The sequence below is a fragment of the Brachybacterium sp. AOP42-C2-15 genome, from assembly GCF_052377065.1.
Lineage (GTDB): Bacteria > Actinomycetota > Actinomycetes > Actinomycetales > Dermabacteraceae > Brachybacterium.
The window spans coordinates 98,625-121,257 of the sequence record NZ_JBQSWK010000007.1 but is presented as its reverse complement, the minus strand read 5'-3'; the positions used below and the strand labels follow the sequence as shown (position 1 = coordinate 121,257).

The 22,633-nt window shown below is 69.6% G+C and carries 22 protein-coding genes; 12 read left to right on the top strand and 10 right to left on the bottom strand.

What is annotated here, in order from left to right:
- Window positions 1–25 precede the first annotated feature (25 nt).
- Together ACT3SQ_RS05915 and ACT3SQ_RS05910 are read right to left on the bottom strand one after the other, a co-directional pair.
- Window positions 26–1,780 carry a DNA polymerase Y family protein gene (locus ACT3SQ_RS05915; RefSeq protein ID WP_441445592.1) on the bottom strand — a complete coding sequence of 585 codons (1,755 nt, stop codon included), beginning with the start codon at window positions 1,778–1,780 and terminating at the stop codon, window positions 26–28.
- Window positions 1,780–2,673, bottom strand: coding sequence for a hypothetical protein (locus ACT3SQ_RS05910; protein WP_444600929.1), 894 nt, complete (start codon window positions 2,671–2,673; stop codon window positions 1,780–1,782). The genes ACT3SQ_RS05915 and ACT3SQ_RS05910 overlap by 1 nt, the downstream gene beginning before the upstream one ends.
- Window positions 2,674–2,904: 231 nt before the next feature.
- Between ACT3SQ_RS05910 and ACT3SQ_RS05905 the strand changes: the two genes are divergently transcribed.
- Both ACT3SQ_RS05905 and ACT3SQ_RS05900 read left to right on the top strand, forming a co-directional pair.
- Complete coding sequence (locus ACT3SQ_RS05905) at window positions 2,905–3,864, top strand: GNAT family N-acetyltransferase (protein ID WP_441445594.1); 960 nt, start codon at window positions 2,905–2,907, stop codon at window positions 3,862–3,864.
- A 314-nt stretch (window positions 3,865–4,178) separates the two neighbouring features.
- Window positions 4,179–4,673: a hypothetical protein gene (locus ACT3SQ_RS05900; protein ID WP_442331651.1), complete on the top strand. Its 495-nt coding sequence runs from the start codon at window positions 4,179–4,181 to the stop codon at window positions 4,671–4,673.
- Between the two features lie 66 nt (window positions 4,674–4,739).
- Here ACT3SQ_RS05900 and ACT3SQ_RS05895 read toward each other — a convergent pair whose 3' ends face one another.
- Complete coding sequence (locus ACT3SQ_RS05895; protein ID WP_442331652.1) at window positions 4,740–6,254, bottom strand: HNH endonuclease signature motif containing protein; 1,515 nt, start codon at window positions 6,252–6,254, stop codon at window positions 4,740–4,742.
- Between the two features lie 518 nt (window positions 6,255–6,772).
- On the opposite strand from ACT3SQ_RS05895, the gene ACT3SQ_RS05890 reads away from it, so the two are divergent.
- Window positions 6,773–8,014: an MFS transporter gene (locus ACT3SQ_RS05890; protein ID WP_444502608.1), complete on the top strand. Its 1,242-nt coding sequence runs from the start codon at window positions 6,773–6,775 to the stop codon at window positions 8,012–8,014.
- A 19-nt stretch (window positions 8,015–8,033) separates the two neighbouring features.
- Here the strand turns inward: ACT3SQ_RS05890 and ACT3SQ_RS05885 are convergent, their stop codons facing one another.
- Window positions 8,034–9,464 carry an MBL fold metallo-hydrolase gene (locus ACT3SQ_RS05885; protein WP_442331654.1) on the bottom strand — a complete coding sequence of 477 codons (1,431 nt, stop codon included), beginning with the start codon at window positions 9,462–9,464 and terminating at the stop codon, window positions 8,034–8,036.
- Window positions 9,465–9,561: 97 nt separating this feature from the next.
- Window positions 9,562–9,819 carry a metal-sensitive transcriptional regulator gene (locus ACT3SQ_RS05880; RefSeq protein ID WP_441443050.1) on the bottom strand — a complete coding sequence of 86 codons (258 nt, stop codon included), beginning with the start codon at window positions 9,817–9,819 and terminating at the stop codon, window positions 9,562–9,564.
- Between the two features lie 201 nt (window positions 9,820–10,020).
- Between ACT3SQ_RS05880 and ACT3SQ_RS05875 the strand changes: the two genes are divergently transcribed.
- The 5 genes from ACT3SQ_RS05875 to ACT3SQ_RS05855 all read left to right on the top strand — a co-directional run bounded on the left by ACT3SQ_RS05875 (window position 10,021) and on the right by ACT3SQ_RS05855 (window position 13,751).
- The gene (locus tag ACT3SQ_RS05875) at window positions 10,021–11,052 is read left to right on the top strand and encodes an NAD(P)-dependent alcohol dehydrogenase (protein ID WP_441443049.1); all 1,032 of its coding nucleotides are present in this window, start codon (window positions 10,021–10,023) and stop codon (window positions 11,050–11,052) included.
- Window positions 11,052–11,216, top strand: a complete 165-nt coding sequence (locus ACT3SQ_RS05870; protein WP_442331656.1) for a hypothetical protein — start codon at window positions 11,052–11,054, stop codon at window positions 11,214–11,216. The genes ACT3SQ_RS05875 and ACT3SQ_RS05870 overlap by 1 nt, the downstream gene beginning before the upstream one ends.
- Before the next feature lie 253 nt (window positions 11,217–11,469).
- The gene (locus tag ACT3SQ_RS05865) at window positions 11,470–11,694 is read left to right on the top strand and encodes an HAD-IA family hydrolase (RefSeq protein ID WP_441443047.1); all 225 of its coding nucleotides are present in this window, start codon (window positions 11,470–11,472) and stop codon (window positions 11,692–11,694) included.
- A gap of 88 nt (window positions 11,695–11,782) precedes the next feature.
- Window positions 11,783–12,814 carry an ATP-grasp domain-containing protein gene (locus ACT3SQ_RS05860; protein WP_444599709.1) on the top strand — a complete coding sequence of 344 codons (1,032 nt, stop codon included), beginning with the start codon at window positions 11,783–11,785 and terminating at the stop codon, window positions 12,812–12,814.
- A 190-nt stretch (window positions 12,815–13,004) separates the two neighbouring features.
- Complete coding sequence (locus tag ACT3SQ_RS05855; protein WP_442331657.1) at window positions 13,005–13,751, top strand: class I SAM-dependent methyltransferase; 747 nt, start codon at window positions 13,005–13,007, stop codon at window positions 13,749–13,751.
- Here the strand turns inward: ACT3SQ_RS05855 and ACT3SQ_RS05850 are convergent.
- Together ACT3SQ_RS05850 and ACT3SQ_RS05845 are read right to left on the bottom strand one after the other, a co-directional pair.
- A complete protein-coding gene (locus ACT3SQ_RS05850) occupies window positions 13,723–14,502 on the bottom strand; it encodes a TrmH family RNA methyltransferase (protein WP_441443058.1) in 780 nt (259 codons plus the stop codon). The two genes, ACT3SQ_RS05855 and ACT3SQ_RS05850, sit on opposite strands and share 29 nt — an antisense overlap.
- Before the next feature lie 73 nt (window positions 14,503–14,575).
- The gene (locus ACT3SQ_RS05845; protein ID WP_441443044.1) at window positions 14,576–15,370 is read right to left on the bottom strand and encodes an ABC transporter ATP-binding protein; all 795 of its coding nucleotides are present in this window, start codon (window positions 15,368–15,370) and stop codon (window positions 14,576–14,578) included.
- A gap of 100 nt (window positions 15,371–15,470) precedes the next feature.
- Here ACT3SQ_RS05845 and ACT3SQ_RS05840 point away from each other — a divergent pair, with 100 nt between their 5' ends.
- Complete coding sequence (locus ACT3SQ_RS05840; protein ID WP_444600928.1) at window positions 15,471–17,051, top strand: RNB domain-containing ribonuclease; 1,581 nt, start codon at window positions 15,471–15,473, stop codon at window positions 17,049–17,051.
- Complete coding sequence (locus tag ACT3SQ_RS05835) at window positions 17,048–17,833, top strand: hypothetical protein (RefSeq protein ID WP_441443042.1); 786 nt, start codon at window positions 17,048–17,050, stop codon at window positions 17,831–17,833. The genes ACT3SQ_RS05840 and ACT3SQ_RS05835 overlap by 4 nt, the downstream gene beginning before the upstream one ends.
- Window positions 17,834–17,852: 19 nt before the next feature.
- Here ACT3SQ_RS05835 and glgA read toward each other — a convergent pair whose 3' ends face one another.
- Window positions 17,853–19,046, bottom strand: coding sequence for a glycogen synthase (glgA, locus tag ACT3SQ_RS05830; protein ID WP_441443041.1), 1,194 nt, complete (start codon window positions 19,044–19,046; stop codon window positions 17,853–17,855).
- A gap of 134 nt (window positions 19,047–19,180) precedes the next feature.
- On the opposite strand from glgA, the gene glgC reads away from it, so the two are divergent.
- Both glgC and serB read left to right on the top strand, forming a co-directional pair.
- Complete coding sequence (gene glgC / locus ACT3SQ_RS05825; RefSeq protein ID WP_442331658.1) at window positions 19,181–20,422, top strand: glucose-1-phosphate adenylyltransferase; 1,242 nt, start codon at window positions 19,181–19,183, stop codon at window positions 20,420–20,422.
- A complete protein-coding gene (gene serB, locus ACT3SQ_RS05820; RefSeq protein ID WP_442331659.1) occupies window positions 20,419–21,108 on the top strand; it encodes a phosphoserine phosphatase SerB in 690 nt (229 codons plus the stop codon). The genes glgC and serB overlap by 4 nt, the downstream gene beginning before the upstream one ends.
- Before the next feature lie 129 nt (window positions 21,109–21,237).
- On the opposite strand, the gene ACT3SQ_RS05815 is transcribed toward serB, so the two are convergent.
- A complete protein-coding gene (locus tag ACT3SQ_RS05815; RefSeq protein ID WP_441443038.1) occupies window positions 21,238–21,765 on the bottom strand; it encodes a SixA phosphatase family protein in 528 nt (175 codons plus the stop codon).
- 45 nt (window positions 21,766–21,810) lie between these two features.
- Complete coding sequence (locus ACT3SQ_RS05810) at window positions 21,811–22,536, bottom strand: beta-ketoacyl-ACP reductase (RefSeq protein ID WP_441443037.1); 726 nt, start codon at window positions 22,534–22,536, stop codon at window positions 21,811–21,813.
- Window positions 22,537–22,633: the final 97 nt, after the last annotated feature.

Below are 22,633 nucleotides of genomic sequence, written 5' to 3'. Positions count from 1 at the left end.
GAGTCTCAAGGGGTTGATCACTGCTTCAGTCATAGAGTCCCTCCAGTGCCCAGTCGCCGGTCCGCGACAACGCGAGCACCGCGGTCTCCTCGGCGCTCGCGCCCCGCACGACCAGCTGCAGGCGGGCGGCGCGATGGCCGTCCCGGGCCCACCAGCGCTCATCGATCACCGTCGGGGCACCGTGGCCGAGCACCGGATAGCCGGAGCCGGCGCGCAGTCCCGCCCGTTGCAGGGCCGGAGCGCCGGGCGCGCTGACCAGCAGCTGAGCGGGCGGGGCGCTCAGCAGGCCGCGGGCGGTGACCACGACGGGCCGGCCGGAGGCGTCCTCGAGCCGCACCGCGGGCGGCTCGCGGAACACGGTGGCGGGTACCGGGCGCGGCAGGGAGCCGGGCCAGGGGCCGTCGCGGTGAGTGGGCTTCTCGCTGCGCCAGGGCACGAGCGTCACCTCCTCGGCGAGCAACCGCCCGCCTGTGAGGGCGGGGACCTGCACCGCGTCCTCTCCTGCCAGGCCCTGGGCTCGGGCGAGGGCGCGGGAGGCGCGCTGGGCCGCTTCCCCGGCGCTGCCCCACAGGGCGGGGGCGTTCTCCCCGGCCGGGGCGAGCTGCAGCGGGTGCAGACCGATCCGGGTGATCGCGCCGGTCGCGGGGCCGCCCAGGCGGGCGCGGGTGATCCAGCCGTCGCACTGCCAGCGGATGCGGTCCACGACATCGGCGGCGGTGAGCGCCCCGTCGTGCCGCCAGGTGCGCTCCATCTCCTCGCCGCTCTCGGTGCGGGCCACGATCCGCAGCCGGGTGCACACCAGGCCGTTCGCGACCAGCATCTCGTGCAGCTGCTCGGCCAGCGGGCGGGCGATGAAGGCCGCCTGGTCGGTGCGCACCAGCGGGGTCTCCAGCGTGGTCTCGGCGAGGATCGGCTGGGTGGGATGGTGCGCCGCAGGCGGGGTGGGCTCCTCACCGCGGGACAGCAGGTGCAAGGTCGCAACGTCGGGGCCGAAGCGGTCGGCGACGGCGGCCGACGGGAGGGCGGCGAGGTCCCCGAGGGTGGTGATGCCGAGGCGCTGCAGCAGGTCGACGGTCTCGGCGAGATCCAGCCTGCGTTCCGGGCGGGTGGCCGAGGGCTGGCCGCGATGTCCCCAGCCGGGGCCGACGGGCGCGCTGCGCAGGGTCGCGATCGGGTGCGGGGCGAGGTAGTCGGCGCTGCGCCCCTCGCGCACGATCCGCCCGCGCGGGGAGGCGAGCAGCGCAGCGAAGGGACCGTCGGCGATCCCGACGGTGCAGTCCCAGCCGGTGAGCTCGGCGACGGCGTCGAGGATCTGCTCCGCCAGGGGTCCCTCGCCGCCCTGGTGGCGGGCGGGGCCGCGGGCCGACATCAGCAGCACCCCGGGACGCAGCACATCGACCCCGGCGGCGATCGTATCCACCGCGGCGGCGACCAGCTCGAACAAGGCGGATTCGTGCTCCCGGTCCGCCTCCAGCACGAGCGCCTCGGGACAGGCGGCGCGGGCGGCGCGACGCTTCATCCCCGGCACCACCCCGGCCACCTGGGCGGCGGCCCCGGCATGGGTGACGCGGTGCTGGTCCAGCAGGATCACCGGAGCGACGGCGAGGTCGAGCACGGGCGGGGCCTCCCCCGCCGCAGCTTCTGCCTCGCTCTCGCTGCGGCGCTGGTGGCGGTCCAGCGCCGCCAGCAGCGGCCAGTCCGGGACGGTGACGGCGGCGGTGCGGGTCGCGGTGGGCGCTGCGGGGGTGGCGATCGCGAGGGGGGTCTCCGGTGCGCTCATCAGCTGGCCCTCCGCACCGGGTGCAGCAGACGCACCGGCTCCGTGCTCGCGAGGCTCCGCGCAGAGCTCTGCGTGACCTCTCTGCCCTGCGGAGCGTCCGCGATCATCCCGCGCACCTGGGGCAGCAGAACATCGGTGGTGCGATGCCCGGCGATCCCTCGCCCGTCGGCGGTGATCTCGAGGCGGCGCCTGCGCAGCCGGCCCGAACCGGTCCCGAGCCCTACCCAGCCCTGGGTGGTGGCGCGCAGGGTGAGGTCGGCGCGGCCGGGCGGGGTGGCGGCGAGGACCAGGGTGTCGGCGGTGCGGGCGCGGTTCAGCAGACTGCGCCAGAGCGCGGGGGCGAGGTCCAGGTCGGGGCCGAGCACGAGCACGCCCACGCCGTCGGCCAGGGCGGAGAGCACCTGGGGGCGCTGGTCCCCGCCCGCTGGGGCGAGCGCGAGGCGGCAGGGATCCAGGCCGGCATCCAGGGCGGAGCGCAGGCCCAGGTCGGGCATACCGGCGATCGCGCACCAGGAGTCCTCCCCCACCGCGGCGACCGCGAGGGACAGGAGCAGCGAGGTGGTCGCGGCGCCCTCGATCGCCACGGAGCTGCCCGCGCGCAGGCTGCCGCGCGGGAACAGCGTGGCAAGAGGTCCCGGGACCGACAGGCGCGTGCCGAGGCCGTCATCGGCGGGCTCCACACGGGGTCCTGCGACAGACCCTGCGACAGAACCTGCGCCGGGCCCTGCGCCTGCCCTTGCGCCGGGCTGTGTGAGGGATGGTGCCGATGACTGCAGGGCGGTGCGGTCGATCCGGCCGCCCCAGCGTGCGGCGGAGCGCTCGGCAGCGCCCAGTGCGGCCCGAGCCCGGGACAGGCGCTGCTCACGTTCTTCCCGCTGGAGAGCTGTGCCCATCGTGTTTCCTCCTTCCGCCTCTCGCCGTCCCCCTCGCACATATGTTCGAACAGGGGTTCGAACTGTACGCCTCGGAGGGGTGGGGCTCAAGGTGCCCAGGCAGTGACTTCGAACGTACATGCGAAGCCTCGGGGAGGGGTGTGACAGATGGCGACGGGGTGGCCCCGGGGTGCAGGAGGCGGGAGCTGAGGGCTGGGTCGATCCGTGTGGGGGCTGGTATACATGCCGGTCATGAGCATCAGAATCCGCCGAGCCGTCGCTGAGGATCTCGACGCAGTGCGCTTCCTCGGCTTCTCGACGTGGCCTCCCACCTATGGGCAGCTCAAGGGTGCTCGCTATGTCCTCGACGCGCTGGACACCTACTGGAGCGCGGAGGCCCTGCGTGCTGCCATCGAGGCCGGTGACATCGACGTCGCGGAGACCGCGGAGGGGGTCGTGGGCATGGCCGAGGTCGCGGAGCTCGGGGACGACCTGGTCCTGTGGAAGCTCTACGTCCTGCCCTCGCAGCAGCGCTCAGGAATCGGGCATGAGCTGATCTCGGCCGCGAAGGATCGTGCGCGGGCGCGCGGCTGCGGCTTGCTCACCGAGTACGTCTCGGAGAACTCGAGCGCCGGCAGCTTCTACGCGCGGGAGGGGTTCGCCCCGACCGCCGCCCCGTGGCCCGGGACGGTAGCCACGTGGGTTCGCTGGCACTGCGATCCTCGCCCGGCTTTCAGCATCCGTCCCGCCGCTGCGGACGACGCCCACGGATGCGCGAGCGTGCATCACACGTCATGGGTCGAGACCTACTCCGAACTGCTTCCGGCATCGCACTGGGAGACCGACACGCTCGAGCAGCGTACTGCGACCTGGCAGAAATGGCTCGACGGCGGGGTCGCCGTGACCGTCGCGGAATCCGCTGACCAGATCATCGGCTTCGCCATTGCACATACGGGGCGGCAGATCGGTCCTCATACGCCGGTGCGCGACCGAGAGCTGTATTCGCTCTATGTGCTCTCCGCGCATCACGGCAGCGGGGCCGGCCAGATCCTGCTCGACGCGGTACTGCCTGCCGACGTCCCGGCCCAGCTCTGGGTCGCCGCGGAGAACCCCCGTGCGCGCCGGTTCTACGAGCGCAACGGCTTCATTCCCGATGGTGCCCGTCACGTCGATGAGACGCTCGACCTCGCCGAGGTCCGGCTCGTCCGCTGACGCTCTGCCGCACCGCTCTTGCGCTTCCCGACCGACCTGCAGAAGGGTATCCCCGCATGGATCTGAGCCTCCGACGTGCGGAGCAGCACGACCTCCCCGCCGCGCAGAAGGCACCGACCTCAGCCAGTTCCGACTCTCGAGCGCGTGCTGTGAAACGACGCTGACGCGCGGAGCGCAGCATTCGCGGCCAGGAGGGCATCCATGGTCTCCGTGGCCAGAGCTCTTCACAAACCCCCCACCATCACCCCTCCTGAGTCGTATCGCGCCGCAGTAGCGTTCACCAGATCGGCAGATTCTGGCGCAAGGGGGGCACCGTGGAGAAGACGATCGACAGGTTCCAGGTATTGATCGCCATTCTTGCCGTGGCCTTGATCATCGGACTGCCGATAGGTCTCTTTTTCCTGGCGGTCCATGCTTTCACTGCTGCTACTTCCACTTCTGCGACCGACACCATCGACGCAGAGTGGGCTCTCGAGCAGAACTGGAAGGTACTCCCTGCTGGGGACGCAGAACTCACTGACGCGATCGAGGACAAGGATGGGTTCCACGGAGATGGACTCGCGGTGTACGTCTATGGCACGGCTGGCTCTCCATCGTGGGTCCTCTCTGACCAGGTAGGAACCATCGACGCCATTGCTTTGCACACAGCCAGCGACATCACGCAGCAGTTGGCACAAGCGCACGACGTCTCTGGGATCCCCGAACCGACGGCGTGCCGGTGGATCTCCGTGCAATCTGACGGCAGCGAATTGATCGAATGTCGCACCGCAGATCCGAACACCTTCGTCCTTGCCGAAAGCCTGATGTAGAACCACCGCTCTGGAGCACTGGCCCGACGAAACAGCCTGGGCTATCGAGGCGAGGCGGATTCGAGGTCAGTAGGGCGGGGGCGGCGGGTTCTTCCGCCGCTCGAGAGCGCGCCGTCGCGATTCGAGCTGTGCCTGGTAGCGGGTCCAGGAGTCCATGAGCTCGCGCGTCATGTACGGGCTGGCGAGGTCCTCGTTGTCACGGACGATCACGGTCACCCGATCTTGGATCGACCAGGCTGTCCGTCCCGGCAGGCCGGGGATGCACGGCAGACGGGTCGGGTCGATCAGGCCAGCGTTCTTCGCGCGGTGATGTTGCCAGCACAGCAGGTGCAGGTTCTCGATCTCGGTGAGGCCACCGCGTTCCGGATCCCCGCGGTTGTACTCCTCGATGTGGTCCGCCTCGGAGGCCCAGGAGGTGGTGCGGGTGCATCCGGGGACCGCGCAGGTGGTGTTGCGCAGACGCAGATGTTCGAGCATGGCGCGGGTCGGGGTGTAGCTCTCTGCGGGCAGCGGGAGGAAGGCGCCGCTGCAGGGATCGGTGAGCACTCGGTACCAGGTCTCGCTCTGCCCCGCCAGCTCGCGGGCCATCGCCGCGGGAATCGGGATCGTGCCCTCCAGCAGGCCGGGCTCCTGAGAGCCTCCGAGCATGGTCATGACCGGCACGGTGATGTTGAGGCGGAACCGGGGCTTGGGGACCTGGACGCCGTCAGTGTCGAGCGAGGCACCTCCCAGCAGGTCGTACTGGATGAGAGCAAGGGAGGCGGTCATCGCCGTCGCGGCGACGGTGCCGCGCGGGTCCATCGGCGGCGCCTCCCCCGCTTCCAGGGCGTGGCGCTGGGCAGCTTGCACGGCGCGGGCGGCCGAGTCCAGACGCTGGGCGAGGGCGAGGATCTCCGGAGCCGGGCCGATCACCCGCAGGCATCCGATCCCGTCGTCCCGGGTGGGCAGCAGTTCCACTCGGCGCCGACCCTCAGGGGTGACGTGAGCCGGAGTCTCCTGCTGGGATTCCAGGCGGCTGAGCAGCCGGGAGAGCCGCTGATGGAACTGCTCGGTGGTGAGGGTGGTGGGCCAGAGAGATGCGGCCGCATCCACGTGCTCCATCTGGCGTGGGGTGAGGTGGCGGGTGCGACGCAGGATGCGGTCGAACCAGGCGGCGGGGTACTCCCCACTTCCCAGGCGGATGAGCGTGCGCGGGAGCTGAGTGACTGCCACGTGGGCGTCATGGAGGATCCGGTCCGCGACCGTCCGCGTGCAGCGCAGAGCCAGAGCGACGGAGAGGAGTTCGGCATCAGCGACGTCTTCGTCGTAGCCCTCGCTCTCGGTGTCGTGGAATGACGGGGCCAGGGCCGTGAAGCGGGCGGCGAGGCGGTGGCTCTCCTCGATCGCCGCGGCGTGGACCTCCCGCAGATGCTCGGGGAGGACTGGGGCTGCGGGAGTGGGGTCAGAGACTTCCGCAGGCGTGTGATCAGCTGCCGCCGTGGACGCCGCCCGGATCTCTGGGAAGGAATTCCGCCGGGTGGAGTCCCCCTCCGCATCTTCCTCACCGAACGGTTCGTTCGCACCTTCGCGAAGATCACCCATCGCACACCTCCTCCCCCTCGATATGGCGACAGCAGTCCCGACCAGAGAAAGAGATCTGCGGGACAGTGCTGCGACTCAATGAAATGCCGTCCCATTATTTTATCGAGGCTCATTGCTGCAGCAAGAGGTTCTCCGAAAATGTGGATAACTCGCGGTGGGGAGGAGAGAATCCGCCACATGTCGTGGATGAGCCGACGGTGGAGGACAAACTCTCCGCCTACCGAAGTACGCCGAGGCTGCGCAGGACGCCGGCCACCCATGCGGCACCCTCAGGCCGCTCCTGCATGGCCCTCCGCCCCCGCCCCGATCCTCCGATCCCCCTCGAGGCCCCTCCCTGGAGAACCTCATCGAGAACCTGCCAATGGAATATCGCGACCCCACCCTTTCGAAGAAGCGATCGGGACGATAACACACATCACAGGGATGCCCGAGGGGTGACGCAAAGAATGCGCACAACACAGATACAGCGCTACTCTCTGCAAATGCAGAAGAATTCGCGAGGTCCTCGAAGTCCGTCTATGGGAGCGAATCTCATCGCTCCCTACGCCTCCGCGGCCTCGACGCTGCGGGCTTCGTCCGCGATGCGCACGCTCGCGCTCCTGACGGGGGTCAACGCGCTGGGCAATGGGCTCTTCGCGACGATCAGCATCCTGTTCTACACCCAGCATCTCGGCTTCTCGATCGGCTTCGTCTCGGGGATCCTGGTCCTTGCGACCGTGCTCGCGATCGGGGGTGACCTCGTCAGCGGCAGATTCTCCGATTCCGCGAGCCCGAAGCCGGTGCTCCTGGCCGGGCTCGCACTCTCCGCGCTCGCCACCGCACTGCTGCTGGTGGTCTGGGATGAGGCGAGCTTCGCCCTCGTGCTGTGTCTGATCAGTCTCGGGCAGGGACTGTGCATGTCCTCGAACACCACCCTGATCCGGCGCATCGCCCGCGAGAATCCGGCGCTCGCCCGAGCTTCGTTGAGGTCACTGCTCACCCTCGGGATCTCCGCCGGCGCCCTGCTGGCCGGGCTGGTCCTGGCAAGCAGCAGTGCGACGGCGTTCCGGATCGCGATCCTCGGCAATGCGCTCAGCTTCGTCATCGCCGCCGTCATGCTGCTGCGCATCACGGTGCCGCCCGCCCCTGCCGGGGCTGCGGGGCGGCCGCGCCCGGTGCTTCCCGATCGACGGTTCGCCGTGTTCTCGCTCGCCAATGGTGCGATCGGGATCTACCTGCACGTGCTGTCCTTCGCGCTCCCTCTGTGGGCGGTGATCCATCACCCGGAGCTGATCTGGGTCGTCGGCGTCCTGGTCGCGCTGAACGCTCTGTTCACCGCCGCCTTCCAGGTGCCGGCCAGTGCGGGGATCGTGAGCGTCGGTGCGGCGAGCAGGCCCCTGGTCATCGGCGCGCTCTGCCTGGCGATCTCCTACCTGTTCTTCCTCTCCGGCTGGTCATCATCGCCGGGTGTGCTGGTGCTCGTGCTGATCCTCTTCCTCGCTGCGCACACCGCAGGAGAGGTGCTGTACAGCGCCGGCACGATGGAGCTGCTCTTCCGGCTGGCGCCTGCGCAGCAGCAGGGTCAGTACGGTGCGTTCTACGGGATCAGCAACGGGCTGGTCTCCTCCGTGGCGCCAGCGATCCTCGGCGCCGCGATCGCCCTCAGCGGCGGGTGGGGATGGTGGATCCTCGCAGCGGCGACGATCCTCCTGGCGCTCCTCATCCGCGCTGTGAGCAACGGCGCGGACCCACAGGATCCTCCCGGCACGATCGATGCGTGACCGTCCGGATACGGCGAGGTCAGGAGGTGAGCTGCTCCGGGGCGTGCTGAGCTGCCCATGCCGCCCAGCCCGCATAGCTGCCCTCGAGCTCGACCACCTCGAAGCCGGCCCGGCGCAGGGCGGCTGCAGCCACGGCGTTGCGCACGCCGGACTGGCAGTAGGTGACCAGAGGGCCGGCCTCCGGGGCGGGCAGGGCATCCTGCTGGAAGAGGACCTTGCCGGCGTTGAGCTGCTGTGAGCCGGGGAGGTGGCCGTTCGCGTGCTCGGTGCGGTTGCGCACGTCCAGCAGCAGGGCGTTCTCGTGCTGGGCGAGGAAGCCCCCCAGGTCCGCCGGAGTGACCGTCTCCGGGACGGCGCGCGGCAGGCCCTCGAGCGTCGGGGTGTATCCGGCGATGTGGTCGATGCCCACGCGCACCAGATGGTCACGGATCTCGCCGGCCGCGTCGGCGTCCGGGGCGAGCAGCACCAGGGGCGTGTCCTCGGCCTCAGGATCATAGGCCCAGGCCCCGAAGCTCGCGGCCTTGGCGGCGCCGGGCACGGTCAGCGCGCCGGCGACCGTACCTCGATGGATCTCAGCCTGCGGGCGGACGTCCAGGAGCACCATGCTGCCGTCGTCCAGGCCCTGTGCGATCTGCGCGGTCTCGAGCTTCGCCAGCGGCGGCCGCTCGCCGAGCGGGGCCGGGCCCTGGACGTTCTGGCGCTTCATGCGGGCGAAGTAGGCGTGGGCGTCGGGCTGACCGTCGAGCAGCTCATCGATGAAGCCCTGCTCATCGTCGTTGGCCAGATAGGGCGCCCACCAGGCGAATCTGCGTTCATACCCGACGGTGGTCGAGGGCAGTGCCCCCAGGGCCTTGCCGCACGCGGAGCCCGCACCATGTCCCGGGAAGACCTGCACATGATCGGGGACGGTGAGGAAGGAGTCCTTCAGCGAGGCGAACAGCTGCTTCGCGCCGGTGAAGCGGGTGTCCTGGAAGCCGGCGGCCTCATCCAGCAGGTCCGGCCGGCCCACGTCGCCGGAGAAGACGAAATCGCCCGTGAGGTAGTAGCCGGGCTCGTCCGTGACGGCACCGTCGGTCACCAGGAAGGACAGGTGCTCCGGGGTGTGGCCCGGGGTATGGCGCGCGGTGATGGTGAGGTTCCCGAGCGTGAGGGTGTCCAGATCGTGCAGGACCTCGGCGTCGAAACGGTAGGTCCAGTCCTCTCCGCCTTCACCGGAGACGTAACCGGTCGCGCCGGTCGCGGCGACGAGCTCGCGGGTGCCGGAGAGGAAGTCGGCGTGCACGTGGGTCTCGGTCACGGCGGTGATCCGCAGGCCGTGGCGGGCAGCGAGGTCCAGGTACTGCTGGACGTCGCGGCGGGGATCGACGACGAGCGCCTCTCCGCTGGCCTGACAGCCGATCATGTAGCTGGCCTGGGAGAGGTCCTCATCGTAGATGCGCTCGAGAAGCATGATTCCTCCTGCGGTTCAGAAATGGACGGTGCTGCGCGGGTCGGTGACTGCGGTGACTGCGGTGAACGGCGGCGGCATTGACTGGAACTGCCGGTGATCAGGCCAGGGACAGGAACATCTTCTCCAAGTCCTTCTTGTCCAGGCTCTCCTCCGGGTTCTTCAAGCACTGCTCGAGGCCGCTGGCGATGATCGCGAACCCTGCACGGTCCAGTGCCTTGGACACCGCGGCGAGCTGGGTGACCACATCCTTGCAGTCGCGCCCCTCCTCGAGCATGCGCACGACGGCAGCCAGCTGCCCCTCGGCGCGCTTGAGACGATGAACGGTGGGGGTGAGCTCATCGAGATTCAGCTGCACGGAAGCTCCTGATGGTCGGGTATCTCGACCGTATACCCCAGGGGGTATCACGCTCAACCCCCTGTCGAGGACTGGCGAGCGGCGGCCGGACGGCCCACGGCGGAGCCACCGCAGACAGGCAGGGGCCGCTGCGCAGCGGTGTGGCAGAGTTTCCTGCAGGGCCATGAACAGCCCGTCCCGCTTGAGCGAAGGAGCCTCCGCATGCGCGCACTGATGCTGCACGAGAAGAACCGGATGTCGATCGAGGAGGTCGAGCCCGTCGGCGCTCCCGGCCCAGGACAGGTTCGGATCAAGATGCACACCGTCGGCATCTGCGCCTCGGACGTGCACTACTGGACCGACGGCAAGATCGGCCCCTTCGTGGTCGAGGCGCCGATGATCCTGGGGCATGAAGGCGCCGGCACCGTCGTCGAGGTGGGCGAGGGCGTCACCCACCTCTCCCCCGGTGACCGGGTCGCGATGGAGCCCGGCGTGCCCGATCCCAGCTCCCGTGCGGTGCGCGAGGGCAACTACAACGTGGATCCCGGCGTGCAGTTCTGGGCCACCCCGCCCGTGCACGGCTGCCTCGTCGACGAGGTCATCCATTCCGCCGCCTTTACCTTCAAGCTTCCCGACAGCCTCAGCTTCGCCGAGGGTGCGCTGATCGAGCCGTTCTCCGTGGGCATGTACGCCGCGACGAAGGCCGGGATCAAGCCCGGCGATGTCGCCGCCGTCGTCGGCGCCGGGACCATCGGGATCATGACCGCGATCGCCGCCCGCGCGGGCGGCGCGAGCACCGTCTTCATCTCCGACGTGCTGCCGCAGAAGCTCGCGCTGCTCGACGGGCTCGAGGGCATCGTCACGGTCGACGCCACCACGGAGGACCTGGGCGAACGGGTCCGCGCGGAGACCGGCGGCTGGGGCCCGCAGGTGGTGTTCGAGGCCACCGGCGCCACCCCCGCCTACAAGAAGCTCTGGGAGCTGCCCGCGCCGGGCGGCCGCATCGTGCTGGTGGGCATGCCGGTGGATCCGGTGCCCTTCGACATCGCCACCGCGCAGAGCCGCGGCATCTCCCTGGAGACGGTGTTCCGCTACGCGAACGTCTACCAGAAGGCGATCGACCTCGCCGCGACCGATGCCGTGGACCTCTCCCGCTTCGTCTCGGAGACCTTCACCTTCGAGAACTCCGTGCAGGCCTTCGAGCGCTTCCTCGAGGGCCGGCCGACGGATGTGAAGCTGCAGATCACACTCTGATGCCCCGCCTGCGGGTGCTGCTGGACCTCGACGGCACGCTGGTGGACCGCCAGCGTGCCTTCGAGGACTGGGCGCGGTCCTTCCTCGTGGAAGTCCGAGCCCCGGCGGCGGAGCTGGAGTGGCTGCGGGCGGCCGACGAGAACGGGTACCGCCCGCGACCCTAGCTCGCCGCGGCGATCGTCGAGCGGCTGTGCCCCTCTTCCCAGGCATCCGAGATCGAGCAGCGCCTGCAGCTCGAGGTGATCGAAAGCATCACCTGCTACCCCGGGGTGCTCGATGCGCTGCGCGTTCTGCGCGACGGGGGTGCTGAGCTCATCCTGGTCACCAACGGGACCGTTCTCCAGCAGAGCGCGAAGATCGAGCGCACTGGGCTCAGCCCGCTCCTGGGTCGAGTGGTGATCTCCGAGGCGGTGGGGGGTGAAGAAGCCGGATCCGAGGATCTTCGCGCTCGCTGTCGACGGGCTCGAGAACGGCATCGAGACGTGGATGGTGGGCGATCATCCGTCGGCCGATATCGCGGGTGGCCGCGCGGCCGAGTTCTTGACTGGCTGGGTCAGTCATGGGGAAATCTGGCCGCACCCCTGGGAGCCGACGTTGAGCGCATCGACAACCAGGGAGATCCTGTGGACCCTTGCCGCATGACGTGGGAGTGCTCCGCGGACGCCTCTCTCCGGAGGCGCCAGGAAGGGATAGTCTCAAGAGCTGATTTGCACCCCCATAGGAGCTGATGATGTCCGCCTCTCCCGTCACCGTCGTGCCCGCCGTGCGTCTGGCACCCGACGCCCCCGCCGCCGCCACGACGCCGGACCAGTCCCCGGTTCAGTACGCCGTGCACGTGCTGCACGACAATCCCGAGTGGCTGCCACCGTTCCGCCGGGCCTTCGAGGCTGAGGGCGTGCCGCTGGTCGAATGGCGACTCGGCGAAGGTCACCTCGACCTGGACTCCGAACCGCCCCGCGGAGTGATCTGGTCGCGCCTGAGCGCCTCCTCGCACACCCGCAACGCCCCGCTCGCCAAGGACGCCGCCCGCTCGATCACTGCCTGGGCCGCCTCCTGGGGTCGCCGCGTGGTCAACGGCCAGCACGTCGCGGACCTCGAGGTCTCCAAGATCCTCCAGCACGCCCAGCTGCGTCGCGCCGGCTTCGACGTACCTCGCACCCTCGCAGTCTTCGGGAGCGACAGACTGATCGACGTGGCCGAAGGCTTCCGCGCTCCGTTCCTGACCAAGCACAACCAGGGCGGTAAGGGGCTCGGAGTGCGTCGTTTCGACGACCACGCCACTTTCGCCGACTACGTGCACGGCGACGAATTCGAGGACGCCGCCGACGGGATCACCTTGCTGCAGGAGCTGCTGGTCGCCGACGAGCCCGCCATCACCCGTGCCGAGTTCGTCGGCGGTGAGTTCGTCTACGCGGTGCGGGTGGACACCTCCGGTGGGGCCTTCGAGCTGTGCCCCGCTGAGGCCTGCGCCATCCCCGGCCAGGACGACGCGGCGGAGCCGATGTTCCGGATCCGCCCTGAGGTGACCGCAAGTACGCCTCTGATCCGCCGGTACCAGGCGCTGCTGACCGAGCTGGGTATCGAGATCGCCGGGATCGAGTACATGACGACGGTAGACGGCCGTACCGTCACCTACGACGTCAATACCAACACCAACTACAAACCCGAGGTCGAGGCATCTCTGGAAGTCTCTGCCGCCCGGCACATCGCCCGCTACCTGGGTTCCCTGCTGAACGAAGAACGAGAGGCAGACGAGAACTGATCCCGGGACGTGGATGGTGGGAGATCGTCCCTCGGCCGGCGTCGGCGGCGCACGAGCCGTCTGCGGACGCGACGATCCGGTTCAGGCCGACTTCTTTGACAGCATTTAGAGGTTGTCCGATGAGTAACAGCGTTCAACTGTTGTCTAAATGCGCATACTGGGGTGCGTCATGGAGAGCTAGCCTCAAGCGATGAGCACCTACGACGACACCCGGCGAGCCTGGGACGACGCGTCCTCCAAGCATGTGCGGGAGTACGCGGAACTCCTCGAGCAGGCCCGCATCGCCCGGCTGCTGCCGGTCGAGGACGAGCTGCTGCGGCCCCTGATCGGCGACGCCGAGGTGCTGCATCCGCAGAGCGGTCACGGGCTCGACGACCACGCGCTCCTCCGACTCGGAGCTCGCAGCGTGCGCGGCCTGGACTACAGCCTGACGGCGGTCTCCGCTGCGCAGCGCCGGGCCGACGAGCTGGGCGTCCCGTGCCGCTACGAGGTCGCCGAGCTGCCGGACACCGGGCTGCCCGGGCAGATCGCGGATCTGGTCTACACCGGCAAAGGCGCCCTGATCTGGATGGAGGACCTCGACGCCTGGGCGGCGGAGATGCATCGACTGCTGCGTCCCGGCGGGCATCTGTTCGTCTACGAGGCGCATCCTCTGGTGCCGCTGTGGGCCTGGGACCACGACGAGGCGCGGGTGCGAGAGGACCGCAGCTACTTCGCCGCGCACCACGTCAACGACACCTTCCCGGCCCGCGGGGCGACGGAGCATCAGCGGACTTTGGCCGAGATGGTCATGACGGTGCAGGGCGCCGGCTTCGAGCTGCTGCATCTCGCAGAGCATCCCCAGCCGTTCTGGATGCCCGAGGACGAGGATGCGGCCGCCGCCTGGGACGGTCGGCTGCCGAACGCCCTCAGCCTGCTGGCGCGTCGGAGGAGCTGAGCGCCGCCCGGCGCTGCCAGAACACGACGGCGCTGGCCGCGGCGACGTTCAGGGAGTCCACTCCCCCGGCCATCGGGATCACCACGTGCGCATCGACTGCATCCAGCGTGGCGGGCTTCAGCCCGTGGCCCTCGGCGCCGAGCACGAAGGCGACCTTGCGGTCCGGGCCCAGATCCACCTCGTCGAGCGGGATGGCGCCCTCGGTGAGGGCCATCGCGAGCACATCGAAGCCGGCCTCGTGCAGCAGGTCCACGCCTTCGCGCGGCCAGGCGTCCATGCGCGTCCACGGCACCTGGAAGACGGTGCCCATCGAGACTCGGATCGAGCGGCGGTACAGGGGGTCCGCGCACTGCGGGGTCACCAGCACCGCATCGACTCCGAGCGCGGCGGCGGAGCGGAACATGGCGCCGACGTTCGTGTGGTCCACGATGTCTTCGATCACCGCGACAGTACGCGCGGTGCGCAGCAGCTCGCGAGCCGTCGGCAGCTCGGGCCGCTGCATCGAGGCGAGCGCCCCACGGTGCAGGTTGAAGCCGGTGAGCTGCTCGACCAGCGATTCCTCCCCGGCGTAGACGGGCACGTCAGGGAACTGCTCGTAGAGCGGGGCGAACTTCGCGAGCCACTTCTCGTTCATGAGGAAGGAGCGCGGCGCCATCCCGGCCTCGATCGCCCGGGAGATCACTTCGTAGCTCTCGGCCATGAACAGGCCCCGCTCCACCTCGACGCGGGAGCGCAGGCGGACGTCGGTCATGCGCAGGTAGTCGTCCAGCGCCGGATCTGCGAGGTCGGTGACCTGCTGCAGCTGAGGGTGCTCCACCACCGGGTCAGTTCAGGGAGAGCGAGCGGGCGGTGTACCGCTCGCCGCGCTGCTCGACGATCAGCGGCAGGCCGAACGTGCGGGTGAGGTTCTGGGAGGTGAGGGTCTCGCCGATGGGGCCGGCGGCGACCACGGCGCCCTCGCGCAGCAGCGCCACATGGGTGTAGCCGGGCGGGATCTCCTCGACGTGGTGGGTGACCAGCACGGTCACCGGAGTCGCAGGGTCCTTCGCGAGCCGTCCCAGGGTGCGCACGAGGGACTCGCGGCCACCGAGGTCCAGGCCTGCGGCGGGCTCATCCAGCAGCAGCAGCTCGGGATCGGTCATCAGCGCCCGGGCGGCGAGCACGCGCTTGCGCTCGCCGGTGGAGAGGGTGCCGAACATTCGCGCGGCGAGATCTCCGACGCCGAAGGCGGCCAGCAGGGTGCGGGCACGGTCCAGATCGATCTGGTCGTACTCCTCACGCCAGCGGCCCACCACACCGTAACCGGCGGTGACCACGACGTTCTCCGCGGTCTCCTCGACCGGGATGGTGTCGGCGAGCTCCTGGCTGGCCAGCCCGATCAGGGGGCGCAGCTCGAACACGTCGACCTTGCCGAGCCGCTCGCCGAAGATCTCGACGCTTCCGGTGCTGGGATGCATCCGGGCGGAGAGCAGCCGCACGAGGGTGGACTTCCCGGCGCCGTTGGGGCCGAGGACCGCCCAGCGCTCCCCCTCGTTGACCTCGAGGGAGACCGCATCGAGGATCGGCGCCCCGCTGCGGCGGACGGTGACATCGTTCAAGGAAGCTGCTGCGACGGACATGCCTCTGAGCCTATCGGGTGAGCGGCCCCTCACCTGCTCACGTGGCCGACATCCCACCCATAGACTGACCGAGCCCGACTCGCCGCTCCAGGAGGTGCTCGTGCCGCATCGGCCCGTCTCCCTGCACGCCCCCCGAGGGTCCATCGCCGCCGACGTGATCCGTGAGGGCATCGACGCCCTGCTCGCGGACCAGGATGGCGACGTCCCGCTCCAGTTCTCTCCGGAGGTGCTCGCGGAGGCGGAACGGGCCGCCGCCCAGGATCCTTCGGCCGCGCAGCGCATCGACCGCACCGAGATCCCGTTCATGACCCTGGATCCCGCCAGCTCCACCGACCTCGACCAGGCGATGCACCTCGAGCGCACGAGCGACGGGTTCCGGGTGCTGTACGCGATCGCCGATGTGCCGTGGTTCGTCGCGCTCGACGGCCCGCTGGACCATGCGGCCCGCGACCGCGGCGAGACGCTCTATCTGCCGGACCGGCGGATCCTCCTGCACCCCGAGGTGCTCTCCGGGGGCGCCGCCTCCCTGCTCCCGGACCAGGACACCCCGGCGTTCGTCTGGGTGCTCGACCTCGACGGGGCGGGCGAGGTGCGCAGCATCGGCCTCGAGCGCGCGATGATCCGCTCCGTGCAGAAGCTCGCCTACGACAGGGTGCAGGAGGAGCTCGATCAGGGCGCGGGCCAGCCGATGATGCTGCTGCTCCAGGAGATCGGGGCGCTGCGGACCCAGCTGGAGGCCCAGCGCGGCGGTGCGAGCTTGAATGTGCCCGAGCAGGAGATCGTCGCCGAGGGGGACGTGGTGCAGCTCAGCTGGCGCCGCCCCAATCCGATCGAGGACGCCAATGCGCAGATCTCGCTGATGACGGGCATGGCGGCGGCCTCGCTGATGCTCGAGCACGGTGCCGGCATCCTGCGCACCATGCCCCCAGCCGAGCAGCAGGCGGTGGACCGCTTCCGCCGCCAGAGCCAGGTGCTCGGGATCCCCTGGACCACCGAGCAGAGCTACGGGGAGTTCCTGCGCTCGCTGGACTGGCACGAGCCGACGCACCTGGCTCTGCTGAACCTGGCCACCTTCCTGTTCCGGGGTGCCGGCTATGCGGCGTTCGCCAGCGCTGCGGAGGTTCCCGAGGACCCGGAGCAGTCCGCGATCGCCGCCCCTTACGCGCACACCACCGCGCCGCTGCGCCGCCTGGTGGATCGGTTCGTGCTGCTGGTCTGCTACGACCATGTCTCCGGCCGCACCCCCTCACCGGAGCTGCTGGCGGCGATGGCGGAGATCCCGGAGGCGATGCGCGCGGCCGGAGCTCGTGCCGGTGATCTGGAGCGCAAGGCGATCGGGCTGGTGGAGACCGCCGCCCTCGCCGCCTGGGAGGGCGAGGAGTTCGAGGGGACCGTCCTCGAGCGCCGGGAGGCGACGCAGTCCAGCAACGGGAACGGTGGGGGGAACGGACAAGGAAACCGTCATGGGAACGGCAATGGGAATAGCGGTGCCCCCACCCGCGTCGAGGTGCAGCTGACGGATCCGCCGATCACGACCTGGGTGCCGATGGACGCCGCGCCCGGCGAGGTGGTGCGGGTCCGGCTCGAGTCCGTCGACCCAGCGAAGCGCCGCGCCGTCTTCGTCGCAGCCGGAACCGACGCCGCCGATCGGGCCGACGCCGCCGACGGGAACACGGCGTGAGCGAGGCCGCCGCGGGCAGGGACCTAGTCGCTCTTCCTCGCGCGGCGGTGCTGATGCTGTGGGTCTCCGCCTACCTGCGCGGTGACATGGGGCCCGACGACGCGGCACAGATGAGCTACGGCGTGGGGCGCAGCGGCCCCAGTGGCGAGGGAGAGGACCTCTTCAGCTGGATGACGGGTCTGCGACGGCTGCCGCTCGCGCAGCTGCGACTGGTCCTGCCTGTCCCCGGCCGCCTGGCCGGTCTCGTCGGCCCTCCCTCTGCGATCCCGCTCGCGCTCGCCGCGGAGCAGGCGATCGTGGTCACCGCCGCGGGCATCGCCGACCACACGCTGATCCCCGTCCTCTCGTCCGTCGAGCATGAGGGAGGCCCGGTCAGCGCGGTCTCCTGGGCACGCGCGGCCGCGCCGGTGGGCGCCCAGGTGCCGCCGGCCGCCACCTCGGGCAGCGCACGCCAGGATCTGCTGCAGGCGCTGCAGCGGGCCGCGAACGGGAGCGTCGAGCTGGATCTGGTGCCGGATGAGCCGGTGGAGCCGGCCCGGATCCCGCCCGGGTGGGTCTCCACCGCTCTGCCTCGCCACATCGACAGCTCCGCGGCGCATCTGCTGGTGCTCGCCGCGCGCACCGTGCTGCTCACCCGCGCGGAGATCGACGAGGGGCACGGCCACACCGTGCACCTCGCCGAGGCCCTGGCCCGGCGCGGGCTGCTCGACGAGTTGCATGAGGCGGCCCGCAGTGCGCTCGTCGAAGCCGTCGAGCGGATCCTCGCCGAGCAGACCGGCTGAGCCCCGGACCCCCTGTGCGTCAGGAGCTCTGCGCGAGCACGGTCCGGTACACCTCCAGGGTGCGCTCGGCGATCGAGGTCCAGGAGAAGTGCTCGGCCGCCCGGCGCCGGGAGGCCTCGCCCATCTGCTTCGCCCGAGCAGGATCGGAGACCATCCGCACCAGCGCGTCGCGGGTGTCCGCGATGAGCTTCTCGGGGTCCACCGGGGTGCCGGTCCCGTCGGTGACCTGCTCGAGCTGGACGAGATAGCCGGTCTCTCCGTCGACCACGACCTCGGGGATGCCGCCGGTCGCGGAGGCGACCACGGGGATGCCGCAGGCCATCGCCTCGAGGTTCACGATCCCGAGCGGCTCGTAGATGCTGGGGCACGCGAAGGTGGTGGCGTGGGTGAGGATCTGGGTGAGCTCGTGCCGGGGCAGCATCTCGGTGATCAGGTGGACGTTGCCGCGCTCCTTGGCGAGCTCTTCGACCAGCGAGCTCACCTCCTGCGCGATCTCCGGGGTGTCCGGGGCGCCGGCGCACAGCACCACCTGGTAGTCGCGGGGAAGATCCCGTACCGCGCGCAGGAAGTACGGCAGGCCCTTCTGGCGGGTGATCCGGCCCACGAAGACGATCGTCGGCGCCTCGGGGTCGATCCCTCGGGAGGTCAGCGCCGAGGTCTCCGGATTCGGGGACCACGACTCGATGTCGATGCCGTTGTGGACCACGTGGACCTTGGCCGGGTCGACCGTCGGGTAGGACCGCAGGATGTCCTCGCGCATGCCTGCCGAGACGGCGATGACGCCGGCCGCGCCCTCGTAGGCGGTGCGCTCGGCGAAGGAGCTCACCGCGTACCCGCCGCCGAGCTGCTCGGCCTTCCACGGCCTCAGCGGCTCCAGCGAGTGGGCGGAGAGCACGTGCGGGGCACCATGCAGCAGCGACGCCATATGGCCGGCGAAGTTCGCGTACCAGGTGTGGGAGTGGAGGAGATCCGCCCCCGCGCAGTCCGCCGCGATCAGCAGGTCCGTCCCCAACGTCGAGAGGGCGGCATTGGCGCCCTCGAGCTCGGCGGGAGTCGAGTAGGAGAATGTCCCCTCCTCATCCCTCGGGGCGCCGAAGGCCCGCACCCGCACGTCGATGTGCGGGCGCAGCACCTTCGTCAGCTCGGCGACATGGACGCCGGCACCGCCATAGACCTCGGGCGGATACTCCTTGGTGAGCAGATCGACACGCATGTCAGGCTCCTTCTCATGGGCTCGAACGGTTTCTCATGGGCAGAGTCAGATCATCGGACAGCGCCTGGGCCGCGCTGCGGTCCGAGGGACGAAGTCCGGCGTGATGGGTGCCACTTCTGGACTATCCTCGCACCATGTCGTCCAAAAAGGTTCTCGCCATCGTTCTCGCCGGCGGCGAGGGGAAGCGGCTGATGCCGCTGACCCTTGATCGGGCCAAGCCCGCGGTGCCGTTCGGCGGCATCTACCGCCTCATCGATTTCGCCCTGTCGAATATTGCCAACTCCGGCTATCTGCGCGTCGTGGTGCTCACGCAGTACAAGTCGCACTCCCTCGACAAGCACATCGCCCAGACCTGGCGGATGAGCTCGCTGCTGGGCAATTACGTCGCACCGGTCCCGGCGCAGCAGCGCATGGGCAAGCACTGGTTCCGCGGCAGCGCCGACGCGATCGCCCAGTCCCTGAACCTGATCTACGACGAGAAGCCCGACTACGTGGTGGTGGTCGGCGCCGACAACATCTACCGCATGGACTTCTCGCAGATGCTGGACGCCCACATCGAATCCGGGAAGTCCTGCACCGTCGCAGCGATCCGGCAGCCGATCGAGATGTCCGACCAGTTCGGGGTGATCGAGACCGATTCGTCGGATCCCACCACCATCAAGGCGTTCGTCGAGAAGCCGACCGAGACCGAGGGGCTGGCCGACGATCCCAGCTCGATCCTCGCCTCGATGGGCAACTACATCTTCAATGCCGACGCGCTGGTCGAGTCGGTGACCCGGGATGCCGAGGACGAGACCTCCAAGCACGACATGGGCGGGGACATCGTGCCCTCCTTCGTGGCTAAGAATGACGCGGCCGTCTACGACTTCATCCGCAACGACGTGCCCGGTTCCACCGACCGGGACCGTGACTACTGGCGGGACGTCGGCACGCTCGATGCGTTCTACGACGCGCACATGGATCTGATCTCGATCCATCCCGTCTTCAACCTCTACAACTCCGAATGGCCCACTTTCACCGGCCACCGCAACGAGCCGCCGGCGAAGTTCGTCCATGCCGGGCCGGGCCGCGTCGGCTCCGCCGTGGACTCGGTGATTTCCCCCGGGGTGGTCGTCTCGGGTGCGCAGGTCTCCAGCTCGGTCCTGTCCCCCGGCGTACGGGTGAACTCGTGGTCCAACGTCTCCGACTCGGTGCTGATGGACGGTGTGATCGTGGGTCGCCACTGCCAGATCCATCGCGCGATCATCGACAAGGGAGTCGTGGTGCCCCCGCGCACCCAGATCGGTCTGGATGCCGCGAAGGATCGTGCGCGCGGCTGGGTGGTCACGGAGTCGGGCATCACGGTGCTCGGCAAGGGCACGGTCATCACCCCGTGACCACTGCGGCGACCGAACCCACCGCCCGCACGGCGACCGGGCTGCTGGTCTCCGACGTCGACTCGACCTTCCTCACCCAAGAGGTGATCGAGCTCGTCGCGGAGCATGCCGGGGTGCGGGACCGGGTTGAGGAGATCACCACGGCTGCGATGCGCGGCGAGCTCGATTTCGCGCAGTCCCTGCGCGCCCGGGTGGCGCTGCTCGAGGGGCTCGATGAATCGGTGCTCGCAGCGGTCCGGGGCGTGCTGGTCCCCACCCCGGGCGCGCTCGAGCTGGTGCGGCGCGCGAAGGCGGCCGGCTGGGTGACAGCACTGGTCTCCGGCGGATTCCACGAGGTCATCGATGAGCTCGCCGCGGAGATCGGCATCGATCATGTACGCGCCAACCGTTTCGAGATCACGGATGGCCGTTTCACCGGAAGGGTGTCCGGACCGATCATCGACGGCGCCGCCAAGCGCCGTGCCCTCGAGGAGTTCGCCGCGCAGCATCGGGTGCCCACCTCGCGGATCATCGCCCTGGGCGACGGGGCCAATGACCGGGAGATGCTGGCCGCGGCCGGCACCGGAATCGCCTTCCGGGCCAAGCCCGCGCTGCGCGAGATCGCCGACGTGGAGATCGACGGGGAGTCGCTGCTGGACGCCTGGCCCCACCTCGAGAGCGCTGCGAGCACCGTCACCGATCGGTGACCCCAGGCAGCTGACCCACAACAACTGACGGACCATCGTCACCCGGCCGCAGGGCCTGGGTGACGAGGGTCCGTCATGCTGATCTGCTCCGTCGGGTCGACGGAGAGCCGTGCGTCAGGGCACTTCCGGTCAGGGACGGACGATCGTGTGCAGGGTCAACGACTCCTCCTGCAGCTCGTCCCAGCTGCTCGCCACGCCGGAGAGCACGGCCAGCCCGCCGGTCGGCATGCCGATGCGGGCCTGGGCGACTGCGCCGGGATCGGAATCATCGTCGGCCAGCAGCGCGCTGAGGGTAGAGATCGTCGGCTCATGGCCGATGACCAGCGTGACCGGGTGCTGGTCTCCGATGCCGTGCACCAGTGCGAGGAGCTCGGCAGCCCCACCGGTGTAGATCTCCTCGTGGAAGGAGACCTTGCCGTCGAAGCCGGGCATCATCGAGGCCGCCGCCTCCCAGGTCTGGGTGGTCCGCAGCGAATCGGAGACCAGCACCCGGGAGACCTGCACGCTCTGCGCGGCAAGGTACTCCCCGACGAGGCGGGCCTGAGCCTCCCCCTTCTCGGCCAGGGCGCGAGCGTGATCCGGCTGGCCGGATCCGCTCTCCGCCTTGCCATGACGCATCAGGAGCAGCAGACGACTGTCGGGGTCGGAAGATGACATGGAGATGCGTTCACGCCTTACGGGATCGGTGGTGCAGGTTCGGGCTCAGTGTCCCATGCCGAGGCCGCCGTCGACGGGGATCACGGCCCCCGAGATGTACGCCGCATCGTCACTCGCTAGGAACGTGACCGCCTTCGCCACTTCCGACGGATCCGCGAAACGGCCCGCCGGGATCGCCTTGCGGTAGGAGGCCTGGAGATCCTCGGAGAGCGCCTGCGTCATCTCGGTGTCGATGTAGCCGGGCGCGACCACGTTCGCGGTGATCCCGCGGGAGCCGAGCTCACGGGTGAGCGCGCGAGCGATCCCGATCAGCCCCGACTTCGACGCGGCGTAGTTCACCTGGCCCGGCGAGCCGTAGAGGCCCACCACCGAGCTGATCAGCACGATGCGCCCCTTCTTCTTCCGCATCATCGACTTGATGACCCGCTTGACGGTGCGGAAGGCACCGGTGAGGTTGGTGTCGATGACGGATTCGAACGACTCGTCGCCCATCCGCAGCAGCAGCTGATCGTCGGTGATCCCTGCGTTGGCCACCAGCACCTCGATCGGGCCATGGGCCTGCTCGACCGTCTGGATGGCCGCATCCAGGCTCTCCCCGTCGGTGACGTCAGCGGCGACGGTCAGCGCGCCGTCCGGCCCGCCCTGCCCAGATCTGCTGGTCACAGCAACCTTGTCCCCGCGACGGAGGAACTCCTCGGCGATCGCGCGACCGATCCCCCGGTTCCCTCCGGTGATCAGGACACTGCGCGGCTCGGTGGTGGCGTCGGACATTCAGACTCCTGGGTGAGAGGTGGGCGGGGCGGATGCCCTCATAAAGGACGATGTCATGCGGTGAGGGAAACGCCTCGGCATGTGCTCGTGCTCTACG

What these genes read in the sequence shown, in the direction of transcription:
- ACT3SQ_RS05905 (WP_441445594.1), top strand. Translation starts at nt 2,905, where the DNA reads ATGAGCATCAGAATCCGCCGAGCCGTCGCTGAGGATCTCGACGCAGTG.
- ACT3SQ_RS05850 (WP_441443058.1), bottom strand. Translation starts at nt 14,502, where the DNA reads ATGACCGACGTCCGCCTGCGCTCCCGCGTCGAGGTGGAGCGGGGCCTG.
- ACT3SQ_RS05910 (WP_444600929.1), bottom strand. Translation starts at nt 2,673, where the DNA reads ATGGGCACAGCTCTCCAGCGGGAAGAACGTGAGCAGCGCCTGTCCCGG.
- ACT3SQ_RS05860 (WP_444599709.1), top strand. Translation starts at nt 11,783, where the DNA reads ATGTCCGCCTCTCCCGTCACCGTCGTGCCCGCCGTGCGTCTGGCACCC.
- ACT3SQ_RS05870 (WP_442331656.1), top strand. Translation starts at nt 11,052, where the DNA reads ATGCCCCGCCTGCGGGTGCTGCTGGACCTCGACGGCACGCTGGTGGAC.
- ACT3SQ_RS05855 (WP_442331657.1), top strand. Translation starts at nt 13,005, where the DNA reads ATGAGCACCTACGACGACACCCGGCGAGCCTGGGACGACGCGTCCTCC.
- ACT3SQ_RS05895 (WP_442331652.1), bottom strand. Translation starts at nt 6,254, where the DNA reads ATGGGTGATCTTCGCGAAGGTGCGAACGAACCGTTCGGTGAGGAAGAT.
- glgA (WP_441443041.1), bottom strand. Translation starts at nt 19,046, where the DNA reads ATGCGTGTCGATCTGCTCACCAAGGAGTATCCGCCCGAGGTCTATGGC.
- ACT3SQ_RS05810 (WP_441443037.1), bottom strand. Translation starts at nt 22,536, where the DNA reads ATGTCCGACGCCACCACCGAGCCGCGCAGTGTCCTGATCACCGGAGGG.
- ACT3SQ_RS05875 (WP_441443049.1), top strand. Translation starts at nt 10,021, where the DNA reads ATGCGCGCACTGATGCTGCACGAGAAGAACCGGATGTCGATCGAGGAG.
- ACT3SQ_RS05845 (WP_441443044.1), bottom strand. Translation starts at nt 15,370, where the DNA reads ATGTCCGTCGCAGCAGCTTCCTTGAACGATGTCACCGTCCGCCGCAGC.
- ACT3SQ_RS05915 (WP_441445592.1), bottom strand. Translation starts at nt 1,780, where the DNA reads ATGAGCGCACCGGAGACCCCCCTCGCGATCGCCACCCCCGCAGCGCCC.
- ACT3SQ_RS05815 (WP_441443038.1), bottom strand. Translation starts at nt 21,765, where the DNA reads ATGTCATCTTCCGACCCCGACAGTCGTCTGCTGCTCCTGATGCGTCAT.
- ACT3SQ_RS05885 (WP_442331654.1), bottom strand. Translation starts at nt 9,464, where the DNA reads ATGCTTCTCGAGCGCATCTACGATGAGGACCTCTCCCAGGCCAGCTAC.
- glgC (WP_442331658.1), top strand. Translation starts at nt 19,181, where the DNA reads ATGTCGTCCAAAAAGGTTCTCGCCATCGTTCTCGCCGGCGGCGAGGGG.
- ACT3SQ_RS05890 (WP_444502608.1), top strand. Translation starts at nt 6,773, where the DNA reads ATGGGAGCGAATCTCATCGCTCCCTACGCCTCCGCGGCCTCGACGCTG.